15 protein-coding genes are annotated in these 15,700 nt (G+C 43.0%); 14 read left to right on the plus strand and 1 reads right to left on the minus strand.

Annotated features, from left to right (window positions below):
- Positions 1 to 141: 141 nt before the first annotated feature.
- The 9 genes from rpsP to BUA59_RS20100 all read left to right on the plus strand — a co-directional run bounded on the left by rpsP (position 142) and on the right by BUA59_RS20100 (position 7,889).
- Positions 142 to 390, plus strand: coding sequence for a 30S ribosomal protein S16 (gene rpsP / locus BUA59_RS20060; RefSeq protein ID WP_012071436.1), 249 nt, complete (start codon positions 142 to 144; stop codon positions 388 to 390).
- 15 nt (positions 391 to 405) lie between these two features.
- A complete protein-coding gene (gene rimM, locus BUA59_RS20065; RefSeq protein ID WP_072841534.1) occupies positions 406 to 951 on the plus strand; it encodes a ribosome maturation factor RimM in 546 nt (181 codons plus the stop codon).
- A 22-nt stretch (positions 952 to 973) separates the two neighbouring features.
- Positions 974 to 1,726 (plus strand): tRNA (guanosine(37)-N1)-methyltransferase TrmD, encoded by a 753-nt coding sequence (trmD, locus tag BUA59_RS20070; protein WP_072841536.1) that lies wholly within the window; start codon positions 974 to 976, stop codon positions 1,724 to 1,726.
- Positions 1,727 to 1,795: 69 nt separating this feature from the next.
- Positions 1,796 to 2,158, plus strand: a complete 363-nt coding sequence (gene rplS / locus BUA59_RS20075) for a 50S ribosomal protein L19 (RefSeq protein ID WP_072841538.1) — start codon at positions 1,796 to 1,798, stop codon at positions 2,156 to 2,158.
- 103 nt (positions 2,159 to 2,261) lie between these two features.
- Positions 2,262 to 2,978, plus strand: coding sequence for a thioredoxin fold domain-containing protein (locus tag BUA59_RS20080; protein ID WP_072841540.1), 717 nt, complete (start codon positions 2,262 to 2,264; stop codon positions 2,976 to 2,978).
- Positions 2,979 to 3,122: 144 nt separating this feature from the next.
- Entirely contained in the window at positions 3,123 to 4,424 is a 1,302-nt protein-coding gene (locus BUA59_RS20085) for a homoserine dehydrogenase (RefSeq protein ID WP_072841542.1), read from the plus strand.
- Between the two features lie 12 nt (positions 4,425 to 4,436).
- Positions 4,437 to 5,822, plus strand: coding sequence for a threonine synthase (thrC, locus tag BUA59_RS20090; RefSeq protein WP_072841544.1), 1,386 nt, complete (start codon positions 4,437 to 4,439; stop codon positions 5,820 to 5,822).
- A gap of 96 nt (positions 5,823 to 5,918) precedes the next feature.
- Entirely contained in the window at positions 5,919 to 6,638 is a 720-nt protein-coding gene (locus BUA59_RS20095) for a 16S rRNA (uracil(1498)-N(3))-methyltransferase (protein WP_072841546.1), read from the plus strand.
- A gap of 153 nt (positions 6,639 to 6,791) precedes the next feature.
- Entirely contained in the window at positions 6,792 to 7,889 is a 1,098-nt protein-coding gene (locus tag BUA59_RS20100; RefSeq protein ID WP_072841548.1) for a GGDEF domain-containing protein, read from the plus strand.
- Between the two features lie 113 nt (positions 7,890 to 8,002).
- Here BUA59_RS20100 and BUA59_RS20105 read toward each other — a convergent pair whose 3' ends face one another.
- Positions 8,003 to 9,232: a sugar MFS transporter gene (locus BUA59_RS20105; protein WP_072841550.1), complete on the minus strand. Its 1,230-nt coding sequence runs from the start codon at positions 9,230 to 9,232 to the stop codon at positions 8,003 to 8,005.
- A 366-nt stretch (positions 9,233 to 9,598) separates the two neighbouring features.
- Between BUA59_RS20105 and recJ the strand changes: the two genes are divergently transcribed.
- From recJ to BUA59_RS20130, 5 genes are all read left to right on the plus strand, one after another.
- On the plus strand, positions 9,599 to 11,323 hold the full coding sequence (gene recJ, locus BUA59_RS20110) for a single-stranded-DNA-specific exonuclease RecJ (protein ID WP_072841640.1): 1,725 nt from the start codon (positions 9,599 to 9,601) through the stop codon (positions 11,321 to 11,323).
- Positions 11,324 to 11,444: 121 nt separating this feature from the next.
- Complete coding sequence (gene folD / locus BUA59_RS20115; protein ID WP_072841551.1) at positions 11,445 to 12,287, plus strand: bifunctional methylenetetrahydrofolate dehydrogenase/methenyltetrahydrofolate cyclohydrolase FolD; 843 nt, start codon at positions 11,445 to 11,447, stop codon at positions 12,285 to 12,287.
- Positions 12,288 to 12,411: 124 nt separating this feature from the next.
- Positions 12,412 to 13,002, plus strand: a complete 591-nt coding sequence (locus tag BUA59_RS20120) for a UPF0149 family protein (RefSeq protein ID WP_072841552.1) — start codon at positions 12,412 to 12,414, stop codon at positions 13,000 to 13,002.
- 70 nt (positions 13,003 to 13,072) lie between these two features.
- A complete protein-coding gene (locus BUA59_RS20125; RefSeq protein WP_072841554.1) occupies positions 13,073 to 14,380 on the plus strand; it encodes an aminopeptidase P N-terminal domain-containing protein in 1,308 nt (435 codons plus the stop codon).
- Positions 14,381 to 14,410: 30 nt separating this feature from the next.
- Positions 14,411 to 15,616 (plus strand): UbiH/UbiF/VisC/COQ6 family ubiquinone biosynthesis hydroxylase, encoded by a 1,206-nt coding sequence (locus tag BUA59_RS20130; protein ID WP_072841556.1) that lies wholly within the window; start codon positions 14,411 to 14,413, stop codon positions 15,614 to 15,616.
- Positions 15,617 to 15,700: the final 84 nt, after the last annotated feature.

The raw sequence follows: 15,700 nt of genomic DNA on the forward strand, positions 1-15,700 counted from the left end.
CTGCCGTTTTTAATGTCTGGGTGAGTAATTCACCCTTTTGTTTTTCTAGTTAATCGACTAGAATATGCCGCCTTCTTGTTGTATGAGTCAAAAATTCGACTCGGCAAGGGGTGTTTCGTTAAGCAATAAGGAACCAATCATATGGTAACTATTCGTCTTTCTCGTGGTGGCTCTAAAAAGCGCCCATTCTATCATTTGAACGTGGCTGATAGCCGTCGTGCACGTGATGGTCGTTATATCGAGCGTTTGGGTTTCTTTAACCCTGTTGCTCGTGGTCAAGAAGAACGTCTACGCATCGATCTAGATCGCGTAAATCATTGGGTTAGCCAAGGCGCTCAACTTTCTGACCGTGCTGCGCAGCTTGTAAAAGATGCTAGCAAAAACGCTTAATACTGAGGTAATGCTATGTCTGAATTAAAACAAGCGGCCGCTCCTGAGCAAGCCCTTGTGGTTGGACGCATTACATCGGTATATGGTGTTAAAGGGTGGGTGAAGTTATATTCGCACACCGATCCAATGCAAGGGATCTTTGATTACAAGCATTGGTGGTTGAAAACTCCTAGTGGGTGGAAGATCGTTGAATTAAGCCAAGGCCGTCTGCAAGGGCGAGGTTTGGTAGCATCGGTAAAAGGTTATACCGACAGAGATCAAGTAAAAGATATCTGTGGTATGGACGTTTATATAGATGCAGCAGAACTACCAGATTTGGAAGAAGGTGATTATTACTGGAGCCAACTGGAAGGACTGAGGGTTATTACCAAAGAGGGTGTCCTCTTAGGGAAGGTTTCTCAACTTATGGAAACTGGTGCGAATGATGTAGTTGTTGTCCGCGCGTGTGAAGGTAGCTTTGATCGTGAAGAGCGATTGATTCCTTATGCTCCAGGAACTTATGTTTTAAATATAGATTTAGAACAGCAGGAAATGGTAGTTGACTGGGATCCAGAATTTTAAACAGATAAGCTGAGGTCACAACGTGAAGGTTAGCGTTATATCGCTCTTTCCGGAGATGTTTCAGGCCATTACCCAATATGGAGTAACAGGCAGAGCCATTAAGTCTGGGTTGGTTGAGGTGGATTTTTTTAATCCCCGCGATTTTACTCATGACAGACATAAGACTGTAGATGATCGACCTTATGGTGGTGGTCCAGGGATGCTGATGAAAGTTCAGCCTCTCAAAGATGCTATTGCGAGTGCCAAGTTATTGGTACCCAATGCAAAAGTTATTTATCTATCCCCTCAAGGGCGTACGCTAACGCAAGAAGGCGTGCAACAGCTTGCTAAACAAGCAGAATTTATTCTGGTAGCAGGTCGTTATGAAGGAGTTGATGAGCGTTTGATTCAATCTGAGATTGATGAAGAATGGTCAATTGGCGACTTTGTCCTAAGCGGTGGCGAGTTGCCGGCAATGGTGCTCATGGATGCTGTATTTCGTATGGTTCCAGGAGTGTTAGGAAAGCAAGCATCTGCGGATGAAGATTCATTCTCTGATGGGTTGTTGGACTGTCCGCATTATACTCGCCCAGAAGTACTAAATGGTGAACCTGTGCCATCGGTGCTGCTTAGTGGCAACCACGAGGAGATTAGACGCTGGCGTTTAAAGCAAAAGCTCGCAAGAACTTTTCAGCGCCGGCCAGACCTTCTGCAGAACCTTGAGTTGGACAAGGAACAGCAGTTGCTGTTAGAAGAGTTTATTCGCGAAACTGAAGATTCAACCTCGGCAGAGTAGGAATTGCGAGCTTATCAGAAAGAAGAGCCTTCATGCTGATAAGAAACCATATCATTAGGAGTCACATCCATGAGTAATAAAACTAAACTGATTCAGCAGATAGAAGCTGAACAAATGACAAAAGAAATCCCAGCCTTCGGTCCTGGTGATACTATTGTTGTTCAAGTTAAAGTTAAAGAAGGTTCACGCGAGCGTCTACAGGCCTATGAAGGCATTGTAATCTCTAAGCGTAACCGTGGTCTTAACTCAGCATTTACCGTTCGTAAAATTTCTAGCGGTATCGGTGTTGAGCGTGCTTTCCAAACGTACAGCCCTTTGGTTGAAAGCATCGAAGTTAAACGCCGCGGTGACGTGCGTCAAGCTAAGATCTACTACCTACGCGAGCGTTCTGGTAAATCTGCACGTATCAAAGAAAAATTGGCTAAACGTTAATTTTTTCTTATTAAAAAAAGGCGACGCGAGTCGCCTTTTTTTATGGAACTAACCCCCTTTCGTATGGCCTAATAGAGACTATTTACATGTCTTTGAGGTTTTCATGAAGCGTTTTTTCTGTTCCCTGTCTCGCTCTACTGCAATAACTATGTTGCTTTCTCTTTCCTGTGCAGTATTTGCTGATCAATCAGCTGTCTTATCTGCGGTTCAAAAGGCGTTGCCTCAATATGAAGTCGAAAGTGCGAAATTGCATGAAGGCGCAGGCTTGTATGTTGTTGTTTTAAAAAACGGTCCAACATTACATGTAACGCAAGATGGCAAATATTTTGTCGCGGGTGATCTTTACCGAATAGACAATACAACGCTTGAGAACGAAACAGAAAAAGCAAAACTTGCCAAAATTGAAACACTTCCTGAATCGCAAATGATTGTCTACAAAGCAAAGGACGAGAAAGCGCACATCACCGTATTTACAGATGTTGATTGTGGTTACTGCCGAATGCTTCATAAAGAAGTCCCAAAACTTAATGAGGCGGGTGTTACTGTGCGCTACTTGGCTTACCCAAGAGCCGGTATAGGTTCAGAAGCCTATACTAAAATGGTCAGTATTTGGTGTTCAGCTGATCCTAAAGAGTGGCTTACGCAAGCAAAATTAGGCGCTGAAATTCCTGAAAACAAATGTGTTAACCCAGTTGCAGATCAGTATAAACTAGGCAATGAAGTGGGTGTGCGCGGTACGCCAAGTATTGTGCTAGGCAACGGTGAGTTTTTACCAGGATATTTACCAGCAGCTGAGTTGGTTAAACACCTTGGGTTATAGTCTTATCGCGAAATATTCCACTAAACATGAGTCTTCTTCAGCCTTTTCTACGTTGGGTTTGAATAATACTGGCGTTATAATGAGTCAACTTGTCACTTAACTAAGTGTCTTATAAAAATTAAATTATCTCTGTGGGGTATTGTTTTGAAACCGGTAAAAGTCGGAATTTGTGGACTGGGGACAGTGGGGTCCGGTAGTTTTAACATTCTTCGTAATAATGCGGAAGAGATTACACGACGTGTGGGTCGCAGTATTGTTATTGAGCAAGTAGGTGCCCGTCGTGATAACGACGCTTGTGATACCTCCGGTATCAATGTTACCCGTGATATTTTTGATGTGGTCAATAATCCAGAGATCGACATTGTTCTTGAGCTGATTGGCGGAACTTCTGTCGCGAAAGAATTGGTTCTTACGGCCATTGAAAATGGCAAGCATGTTGTGACCGCAAACAAGGCGCTTATTGCTGAGCATGGCAACGAAATTTTTGCCAAAGCTCAAGAGAAAGGCGTCATTGTTGCTTTTGAAGCAGCGGTTGCTGGCGGAATTCCTATTATTAAACAGCTTCGTGAAGGCTTGTCTGCTAACCGAATTGAGTGGTTAGCTGGCATTATCAACGGCACAGGCAATTTTATTTTGACGGAAATGAGTCAAAAAGGCCGTGAATTCGAAGATGTATTGGCAGAGGCTCAAGCTCTTGGCTACGCCGAAGCTGATCCAACCTTTGATATTGAAGGTATTGATGCTGCTCATAAACTGACTATTCTTGCATCTATTGCGTTCGGTATTCCGCTGCAATTTGAAAAAACTTATACCGAAGGTATTAGCCGTATCACATCTGAAGACGTGGCGTTTGCAGATGACCTTGGTTATGCCATCAAACACTTGGGCATTGCTCGTCGTTCTAAAGCCGGTATTGAGCTGAGAGTTCATCCGACCTTGATTTCCCATAAGCAGCTTTTGGCTAATGTAAATGGTGTAATGAACGCTATTATGGTGCAAGGTGACGTTGTTGGGCCGACTTTGACTTACGGTGCAGGTGCGGGTGCATTGCCAACAGGCTCTTCTGTTATCGCAGATGTTATTGATGTTGCTCGTACTTTGACGGCAGATCCAACAAACAGAGTGCCACATTTGGCATTCCAAGCCGATTCTTTATCTCATGTGCAAATTTTACCCGTTGAAGAAATTGAATGTGGTTTCTTCCTTAATATGACGATTAAAGATCGCGCTGGTGTGCTTGCTAATATTACGCAGATCCTTTCTGTGAATAACATCAGTATCGAGTCTCTTATTCAGCGTGAGCGCGAAGGTAGCGAATTGGTGCCATTGGTTGTGATGACTCATGATGTAAAAGAACGCAATATGAATGCTGCTATTGCGGCGATTGAAGCCTTGCCGGATGTTGCTGGAACAGTGCAGCGAATCCGTGTTGAAAACTTGGCGTAAGAGAGAGCAAATATGAAATACATTTCTACTCGTGGTAAAGCGCCTGCGCTTTCTTTTGGTGATGTGTTATTGGCTGGTTTGGCAAATGATGGTGGCTTATATGTACCTGAAACCTTGCCTCATTACAGCAAAGAAGAAATCGCTTCTTGGGCGAGTCTAAGTTACCAAGAACTTGCTTTTAAAGTGATGTGGCCTTTTGTGGAAGGTGATATTCCTGCTGATGCTTTTAAGACTATGATTAAGGACGCTTACGCTGGTTTTAATCATACTGCTATTGCGCCCATGGTTCAGATTGGTAATAACGAATGGATACTAGAGTTATTTCGTGGTCCAACCTTGGCATTTAAAGATTTTGCATTACAGTTGCTTGGTCGTTTGATGGATTATGTTCTGTCTGAACGTAAGGAAAAATTGGTTATCCTAGGTGCGACATCTGGTGACACGGGTTCTGCAGCGATTGAAGGGTGTCGTCATTCAGAGCATCTGAATATTTTTATTTTACATCCATACCAACGTGTATCTGAAGTACAGCGTCGTCAAATGACTACGGTTATCGACGACAATGTATTTAACATCGCGGTGAAAGGTAATTTTGATGATTGCCAAGGCATGGTGAAATCCAGCTTTGCTGATCAGTCTTTCTTGAAAGGCGCTAAGTTAGGTGCGGTTAACTCGATTAACTGGGCCCGTATCATGGCTCAGATCGTTTACTATTTTTCTTCAGCTTTGTCTGTTGGCGCGCCGCATCGTAAGGTGTCGTTCTCTGTGCCAACGGGTAACTTTGGTGATATCTTTGCGGGTTATTTGGCGAAGAAAATGGGCTTGCCAATTGATCAGCTTGTGGTTGCTACCAACCAGAATGATATTTTGCATCGCGTGATCGCAGAAAACGACATGAGTCGTCAGTCTTTGAACGTGACCCTATCGCCAAGTATGGATATCATGGTTTCTAGTAACTTTGAGCGTTTATTGTTTGATGCTCATGGTCGCGATGGTGCGGCAATTGATGATTTGATGGCGCGCTTTAATAAAGGCGATGTATCGTTAAATGATCAAGCTTGGTCTTTTGTAAAAGATAACTTTGACAGCTATAAAGTCGATGACAAGAAAACTTGTGAAGTGATTGCAGATGTGTTTGCTAAAACACAATACTTGCTTGATCCGCACACGGCGATTGGTCTTGAAGCGGCTCGTCATTGCTGGAAAGATCAGTCTGTACCAATGATTACCCTGGCAACAGCCCACCCAGTGAAGTTCCCTGAAGCTGTCGAAAAAGCTGGTTGCGAAACACCAATGTTGCCTGAGCACATGAAAGATCTTTTCGAGCGTGAAGAATCTTATACTGTACTAGATAATAGCCTGAGCGATGTTCAGGCTTTTGTTGCTGAAAAAATTTAGTTTAATTAGAGATAGCTCTAGATAAATTAGCAATGCTAATAACGGCCAATCAAAGATTGGCCGTTTCTTTTTTCCTTTTATTTTTGCGCCCTTCATATGAATATCATATTACTTGATTCTAAAAACACCCTTGGTGATGGCCTTTATGGGTTAACTCTGCGCCAACAAACTCATATTTCAAAAGTCATTAAAGCGCAGCAGGGTGATGTTCTGCGAGTGGGTATTTTGAATGGAAAAATAGGCGAAGGGGTTTATGAGTCGCCAAGCGAGGATAGAGCCGGTTATATTCATTCGTTAAATCTCTCTTCTCTGCCGCCAGAGCCTTTGCCTATGGTATTGGTTATGGCTTTGCCAAGACCAAATATGCTGAAGCGAACCTTGCAAAATATCACTGCAATGGGGGTGAAAGATTTATATCTTATTCATTCCGCCAAAGTTGAAAAAAGCTATTGGCAGAGTCCCGTTTTGCAGACCGAATCTATTCAGCAATGTTTGTTAGAGGGATTGGAACAAGCCAAAGACACAGTAATGCCAAACTGGTCTTTAATTCCTAGGTTTCGTCCTTTTGTAGAAGATCAATTGCCAGATATTTTAAAAGATAAAGTGGGATTGCTTGCACACCCTTATTTGTCTAAACGTTGTCCTATCGATATTCAGCAACCTTGTGTTCTAGCACTTGGGCCTGAAGGTGGGTGGAATGAATTTGAAGTGAGTAAATGGCATGAAGCGGGCATGGAATCAGTGCATTTGGGGGATAGAATTTTAAAAGTTGAAACAGTGGTGCCTGTTTTGTTATCGCGTTTGTATCCAGCCTAAAGTGCTAAGTATATGAATTGTTGTAATTTGTAACTAAAGGGGGTTATGAGAGGAGCTATTTTAGGCTTTGGTGTAGGATTGTGTGTATTGGGGAGGCTTATTTGAAGTTTCCCTATCATATACGGCTTGGAAGTGCTAAGTCGGAGAATATGCATGACAAAATACGCACATAAATCAAAATTTGATAATAAAAAAAATAAAGCTTCTTGGCTGACCTTTTTCTATGTAGGTAATACTGATGATGTATTTTCTGAAAATATTCGTCGGGTTTTCATTATTAATCTGTTTGCCTCTGTCGGTATACTTTTTACTTTACCACTAGGTATTGTGTCGCTCATCGAAGAGAAAACTGTCCTTGGTTCTGCGTTGATATTGATTGCATTTTTATATGCAATGAACCATATCTATTTGCGCCGTACCCATAACCATGGTTTATCTGGTAATTTCGTAATCTACCCCCTGTATGCTTTGATGATTTACCTTGTTTATACTGGTGGTGTAAAGGGAACGGGGCATGTTTGGATATATTGTATTCCAGCTGTGTCTTTATTTTTGAATGGCATGAAGAGAGGGTTGATTGAGCTTAGCTTTTTTACACTCGCTTTAATTATTACGATGTTTTTTACGGATAGCCATTTTGCCGAATTTGGTTATGACCCAGAGTTAAAGACGAGGATTCTATTTTCCTTTATCGTGGTGGTTTTTCTTTCTGGTATTTATGAATATTCAATGTCTCGGTTTAACCAAGAATTAAAAGAAACTTCAGCCAAGCTAAAGCTAGTCGCTTATATTGACGCATTGACTGAACTATTAAATCGTAGAGGAATGTTGCAACGGCTTGAGGCAAGCTCCTATACGAGTTTTCATCTATTGTTGGCTGACGTTGATTTTTTTAAAAGTATTAATGATGAATATGGTCATGACGCTGGAGATTATGCTCTTTCTCAATTGGCTAAAATTATCCAAGTGTCTCTTCCTGAGGGCGGCTTAGCTTCTCGATGGGGGGGAGAAGAGTTTTTGATAGCGGTTTGTGATTGTAGTGAGTCGGAGGCTTTTTCATTGGCTGAATCTATTCGGCAAGATGTAGAGGATTACGAGTTTGAGTATCTCGATCAGAAGTTTCGTATGACTCTAAGTTTTGGTGTGGCGACAATGAATGAATCTACTTCATTACGAGAAGCGATAACTCTTGCTGATAGTCGTTTATATAGTGCAAAGCGAGCAGGTCGAAACCGAACTCGAAAAAGCTAAATGCGCTGCCTTCTGTTGATGATTGATTAATAAAAAATGGCCTGCTTAATGGCTTAAGCAGGCCATTTTTCTATAAAGCGTTACACTATATTATTTTTTCTGTTGTGCTTTTATCAAGAAACGGGTTTAGAGCCAAAGACTCCAAAGTAAGCAATATATAGGTAACAAATTATTGGCATAACGAATGAAATTTGAAGGCCAATTGAGTCAGCAATAAAGCCCTGCAATACCGGTAATATAGCGCCGCCTACAATAGCTAAGCAAAGCAAGCCAGAACCACGACTAGTTTGTGGACCAAGATCTTTCAAGGCGAGGCTGAATATAGTTGGGAACATAATAGAGTTGAATAAGCCAACTAATAATATAGACCACATAGCAACATGACCATCATTCAGTATAGCGCTAGTAATCAATGCAATTACTGCGAAGGCATTAAATGTGAGTAAGCTACCGGCAGAGATACGCTGCATTAACGCGGCACCAATAAAGCGTCCTACCATAGCTCCGCCCCAATAATAGGCGACATAATGAGCGGCATCTGCCTCAGCTAGGCCAGCAATATTTTCAAGGCCAAAGAAGTTAACCAATAAACTGCCGATGGCCACTTCTGCACCCACATACATAAATATCGCGACAGTTCCCAACACCAAATGGCGGTGTTTTAAGATGCTAACGCTTGGCGTATCCGTGGTGTCTTCTTCAATATTTGAAGGTGTTGGAAGGCTAATGCGAGTGAAAATAGCAGCTAAAAGAACAAGTAAAATCGCCAAACCGATGTAAGGGATAATAACGCTCTCAGCTTCTTGTGCTTTGGTGGCATATTGTCCGGCAACCGTAAACAATAGTGCACCACCAACAAGAGGTGCAACGGTTGTGCCTAACGCATTAAAGGCTTGAGAAAGCGTTAAACGGCTTGATGCTGTTTCTGTTGGCCCCATTGCTGTAACAAGAGGATTTGCTGCGACTTGAAGAATGGTAATACCTGCCGCTAAAACAAAAAGCGCACTTAAAAATATACTGTATTGCTGTGCTTTTGCGGCAGCAATAAACAAAAGGCAGCCAGCTGCGGCGATCATTAGGCCGATACCTATACCACGCTGAAAGCCTACTTTTTTGACTAGGTTTCCTGCAGGTACTGAAACGATAAAGTAAGCGCCGAAGAAGCACATTTGAATCATCATGGCTTGCGTATAGTTAAGGTCAAAAACGCCTTTCAAGTGCGGTATTAGGATGTCATTCAATGAGGTGATAAAGCCCCACATAAAGAACAATGATGTTAAGGCAACCAACGCAAATCGTTGGTTTGATTGTGGTTTATGAGTCGTAGGTGAGTGATTTTTCATATTTTTTCCGATAGGTTAAAACGAGTACTGCTCAGTTTTTATCTTTAGAATACTTATCCAAATCAAAAAAGTGCGGCATCATATCACCGAATATCTTAACTTTCTGGTCAGGAGGTGGTTCTGTAGGTGATAGCCTAGAAAATTCCTTTTTTGCGTCAGTTTTGTAAGAAAACCTCTCCTATTTACCGCTTATGTAACAAAACCTAATGATATTATGTGTCTGATTTTTAATCATTTTATGGTGGTTCTTGATCCAGTGTGGTTTTGTATTTGCTGAAAATTTTTTCTTGGAATTGGCTGCAGCGCGAGTGCGGTCATTTTCATGTTATTCTTTGTCTATCTGCTTATCCTGACTTTGAGATTTATATGCGTATTGAGCGTCGAGCTGTGCCGGCTGAAAAAAATGACTTTCCCTCGACTATGTCTGCGACTTTACAGCGCGTTTTTTTGTCTCGTGATGTGGTGTCCGTTGCTCAGCTTGATTACCGCTTACCGCATTTATTAAGACCTGATTCTTTATTTGACCTAACCACCGCGGCGAAGATATTGGCGGATGCCATTGTTGCTGGTCAGAAGATTCTTATCGTTGGTGACTTCGATGCCGATGGCGCGACAAGTACCAGTCTTGGCATTTTAGCTTTAGAGGCGATGGGAGCGATTGCTCCAGAATACTTGGTACCAAACCGATTTGAATTTGGTTATGGACTAACGCCTGAAATTGTCGAGGTCGCGCAAGAGCGATCACCAGATGTCTTGGTGACGGTGGATAATGGCATTGCTAGTATTGATGGCGTGTTGGCAGCAAAGTCCTATGGTATGAAAGTAGTTGTTACAGATCACCATTTACCCGGTGATACGCTTCCGAACGCCGATGCTATTGTGAATCCAAACCATCCAAATTGTGGTTTTCCAAGCAAGAACTTAGCGGGTGTTGGCGTTATTTTTTACGTAATGTCGGCTTTAAGAGCCGAGTTGAATAGTCGTAATTGGTTTACTGATCAGCACATTCCAGAGCCCAAAATGGCAGATTATTTGGATTTAGTGGCACTCGGAACTGTAGCGGATGTTGTGCCTTTGGATGCCAATAATCGCATTCTCGTCCAGCAAGGTATCAAGCGTATTCAAGCCGGCTTGGCGCGCCCGGGGATTCTCGCTTTATTAGAAGTCGGGCGTCGCGATTATACTCAATTGAAAGCATCCGATTTGGGTTTTGTGGTCGGGCCAAGGTTGAACGCTGCAGGTCGTTTAGATGATATGTCGATCGGTATTGAGTGTTTGCTCGCAGTTCATCCTCATCAAGCACGCGATTATGCTCAGCAGTTAGATCAGTTCAATCGTGAACGCAAAGCTATCGAATCTGATATGAAAGAACAGGCTGAATTAGCACTTGTGTCTTTGTTAGACGAAGAACAAGACATGCCGAACGGTATGTGTTTTTACGATGCGGATTGGCATCAAGGTGTGATTGGGATTTTGGCTTCGCGGATGAAAGATAAATGCCATCGTCCAGTGATTGCTTTTGCTCGTGTGGGTGAAGATGAGTTGAAAGGCTCAGCTCGTTCCATTGCGGGTGTTCATATTCGTGATGCTTTGGATTTATTGGCCAAACGTTATCCGCAGTTGCTTAGCAAGTTTGGTGGTCACGCCATGGCGGCAGGTATGTCGATCAAAGAATCTCACTATGACGCTTTCCGTTTGGCATTTGATGCCATCATTACCGAATGGGTAACCCCCGAACAATTACAAGCGACATTGTTGACTGACGGGCCGTTGGCGCCAGAAGACTTTAGTTTGAGTTTTGCCGAGCAAGTTCGCTTATCTGGCCCGTGGGGACAGATGTTCCCAGAGCCTTGTTTTGATGGCGTGTTTGATATCTTGCAGCAGCGTATCGTTGGTGAAAAACACCTTAAACTTATGGTGCGTGAGCCGAGTAGTGGGCTTTTATTAGATGCAATTAGCTTCTTTGTCGATCTAGATCAATGGCCGAATGATAAAGCGACACAAGCTCGCTTGGTTTATAAACTTGATGTGAATGAGTTTCGTGGTCAGCGTAACCTTCAGTTGTTGGTGGACTATTTAGAGCCAGCGTAGAGTAAAAGTGAAGATTCGCTCTTTTGCCGAACAAATTGGTTTTGGCACTGCGTATCAAAGCAAAAGTTGAGGTATAATGCGCCTCCCTCATACATCACTCTAATTTTACTGGAGCTCATTCATGACTGCACTGGTTCTTGACGGCAAACTTTGCGCCAAAGAAACTGAAAACCGCCTACAGGCTCAAGTTACCGAGCTTAAAGAGCGTACCGGTTGCACCCCAATTTTAGCGACAATTCTAGTGGGTGCTGATCCAGCATCAGCCACTTATGTGAAGATGAAAGGCAATGCTTGTCGTCGTGTTGGTATGGATTCTATGGCAATTGAATTGTCTGAAACCACGACCACTGAGCAGCTACTAGCAAAGATCAACGAGCTAAACAATAACCCTGACGTGCACGGTATTTTGTTGCAACACCCAGTGCCAGAGCAAATTGATGAACGTTTGTGTTTCGACGCGATTGCGGCTCACAAAGACGTAGATGGTGTAACTTGTCTTGGTTTTGGTCGTATGGCTATGCAAGAGCCTGCTTACGGCGCGGCAACACCTGCTGGTATCATGCGTTTGCTTGAAGCGTACGATGTGAACCTAGAAGGTAAGCACGTTGTTGTGGTTGGTCGTAGTCCAATTCTTGGCAAACCAATGGCGATGATGATGTTGAATGCCAATGCAACAGTGACGATTTGTCATTCTCGTACACAGAATCTGTCTGAATTTGTGAAACAAGCCGACGTAATCGTTGGTGCTGTAGGCAAACCAGAATTTATCAAAGCAGAGTGGATCAAAGACGGCGCAGTTGTGGTTGATGCTGGTTATCATCCAGGTGGTGTTGGTGATATTGAGCTTGGTCCTTTGACTGATCGCGTTGCGGCTTATACTCCAGTTCCTGGTGGTGTTGGCCCAATGACAATCAATACTTTGATTCTGCAAACGGTAGAGTCTGGCCTTAAACAACTAGGCTAATAGACTTGAAAGGCCTGTATCACTGCCCCATATTGTTGGTATGAGATCGCAATATGTGACAGAAAGCCGCGCCACTAGGTGCGGCTTCTTTTTTATAAATTGAACAGAAATAGGTAGACAGTTTATGTCCACAGAAATGTTAAAAGACGCATTGGACTTCGATTTGATCGCCGATGTTTTTGTCACCGAATCCATTACCGCATCACCATCAGAATTGCATGGCCAACTTTGTGGTTATCTTGCTTCTGGCGTGACTTTGCCATTGGAAGATTGGTTGTCCATGGTTGTAGAGTTTTGTGATATCGAAGGCTGGAAAGAAGAAGCTAGTCGAGCAGTAATCGTTGAACTTTATACCGCCACGCTGACTTTGTTCCAAAATGGTGAGTTTGCGCTTGTGCCAAGTATTTCCGATGACGATGCTGAATTATGCGAAAGAGGTGTGACTTTGGCGCAATGGGCCCATGGTTTTTTGGCTGGTTATGGTTTGTCTGGGCAAAAAAAGGATTTATCAGATGAAACCAAGCAAATTCTGCGTGATTTTGCCAATATCTCCGGCATGCAAGCGGAAATGCGCGCATTAGAAGACAACAATGATAACGAAGCTGATTTAACAGAATTGGTTGAGTACGTCAGACTGTCGGCAATGATGTTGTACACTGAACATCATGATATCAATCCTGATGTAGATCATACTAAACAAAATTCTCTACACTAGATTTTTATGTTAAATCAAAATGTTATCGCTAGTGTTTAATGGAATGAAAAATTAATAAGTGAGACCTTCTATGAAAATCGACACTCAAACTTATCAGGCTCGTCGTGAGCGCCTGATGCAATCGTTACCTGAAAACAGTGTGGTTGTTCTGCGAACGGGTGAGTTAGCAACTCGCAATAATGATTGTGAGTATGAGTTTCGTCCGCATAGTAGTTTTTTCTATTTAACTGGATTTCCTGAGCCAAGTGCCTACGCCATTATTCGTGGCCGTGGTGAAATGACCTTAGTGACTTTGCCAAAAGATCCTGAACGTGAGCAATGGGATGGTTTTCGTTTTGGTAGTGAAGGCGCGATAGCAAATTTTGGTGCAAATGATGCTGCTCCGTTAGAAGAATTAGACAAGATGGCGTTTGCTGCTTTAGATGGCGCTGAACAAGTTGTGTATTTGTTTAACGACGATGTTCTTCGTGAAAAAATTGCTTGCTGGCGTGATGCTATTGCTGCAAAAGTCAGAATGGGCGCGGCGGCGCCGACAAGTTTCATTGACTTATTTCCATTTGTGTCTGAAATGCGTTTGCGCAAAGACGCGGAAGAAATCGGTATCATGGAAACCGCAGCGCAAATTAGTGTTGAAGCTCATAAACAGGCTATGCGATCTGTTCGTCCAGGTATGAATGAATACCAGCTAGAAGCAGAATTAAATTATGTGTTTATGAAATCCGGTGCGCGCCAACCTGCGTATAACAATATTGTTGCCTCAGGTAGTAACGCCTGCGTCTTACATTACATCAAAAATGACGAAGTGATCGAAGATGGCGATCTGATCTTAATTGATGCGGGTGCCGAGTTGGGTTGTTACGCAGCGGATATTACTCGAACTTTTCCAGCGAACGGTAAATTTAGTGAACCACAGGCGGCTTTATACCAAGTGGTATTAGATGCTTATCATGCAGGGATGAAAGAGCTGACGGTAGGAACGCCTTATGAAGCTTGCCATAACGCAGCGGTTCGAACATTAACAGAAGGTCTGGTTGCTCACGGATTATTAACTGGCGATGTAGAACAGCTGATCGAGAGCAAAGCTTATCGAGACTTTTACATGCACAATACTGGGCATTGGTTAGGTCTGGATGTTCATGATTGTGGCGCTTATAAAATCGCCGGTGAATCACGTTTGCTAGAAGAAGGCATGGTGTTAACCATTGAGCCTGGGTTATATGTTTCGGCTGATAATGAATCGGTGGACGAAAAATGGCGAGGTATTGGTATCCGCATTGAAGACGATGTGCTTATCCGCGCCGATGGCCCTTATGTTTTGACCCATGGCCTGCCAAAAGAAATTACAGAGATTGAGGCCTTAATGGCTGAAAGTCGATAAACATTATAAAGACGAGACGGAGTAAAGAAGATGGCTAAGTCGTACGATTTGATAATAGTGGGCGCTGGTATGGTTGGTGCTTTGTCTGCGATATTATTGGCTAAATCTTCTTTGAGAATTGCTCTTGTTGATAAACATGATGGTGAATATCGATTGTCTACTCCTCCGGCTTACGATGCTCGAGTGAGTGCCATTTCCAGCCAATCAAAAGCCTTGCTCGAGAAAGCTAGTGTTTGGCAAGGCATTGCGAAAGATCGTATTGCTTCTTATGACAATATGGTGGTTTGGGATGGCCTTGGCGAGGGCTATATCGATTTTAATGCTCAAGCGACGGCAATGCCCGAGCTTGGTCATTTAGTTGAAAATGCTGTACTAAATCAGCAATTAATGGTGCAAGTTAGACGTTCGAAAAACATCGATCTGTATTTAGGCGATTCTTTAGAGTCACATGAGTTAAGTGAATCTGGTGTAAGAGTAGAACTGATGTCTGGTCATGTGCTGGAAGCTCAGACCATTATTGCGGCAGATGGCGCTATGTCCAAACTGCGCAGCGAAAATGCCTTCGATACCGTTGAGTGGGACTATGGTCATCATGCTATTGTCACAACGATCGAAATTGCTCAATCCCATGAAAATACCGCGTGGCAGAGTTTCGGCGAAGAAGGTATTTTGGCATTTCTTCCACTTCCTTCTGTCGATCAAAAACATTTTGTGTCCATTGTTTGGTCTGTACCGCCTAAAGAAGCCGAGTCTTTAATGGTTCTCGACGAGAAAGCTTTTTGTCGTCGTTTGCATTACGCGATGAATAAGCGCTTCGATGTCTTGGGTATCACTCAGGTTCGTCAAGCGATTCCTCTAAGACAACGTCATGCAAAGCAATATGTGAAAGCCGGACTAGCGTTGATTGGCGATGCCGCACATACTATTCATCCTTTAGCAGGGCAAGGTGCGAACCTAGGTTTTGGTGATGTGAAGGCGTTAGTGGAAGTGCTAGAAAAAGCCCATAGACGTGGCGAGTATCTAGGGACGAGTAAAGTTCTACGCCGTTACCAGCGTGCACGCATGTTGGATAACATTGCCATGGCTGCAGGTATGGAATCATTTAAGCGTCTATTTTCCACTCAGCAACCGTTTATTGTTCAGCTCAGAAATATCGGTATGAAGCAATTTAACAAAGGCGAATCTTTGAAGAAAAAATTGGTTGCCCGTGCTGCAGGTTTGTCTTCTTTCTCTTAAATTAAGCATTTTTTTGTTTTTTGCAATTAGGAGGTAAATAGCGTGTTTTCAAAACGCTACGTATTTCCGGTTGCAAAAAGCATT

The organism is Marinomonas polaris DSM 16579, assembly GCF_900129155.1.
Classification (GTDB): domain Bacteria; phylum Pseudomonadota; class Gammaproteobacteria; order Pseudomonadales; family Marinomonadaceae; genus Marinomonas; species Marinomonas polaris.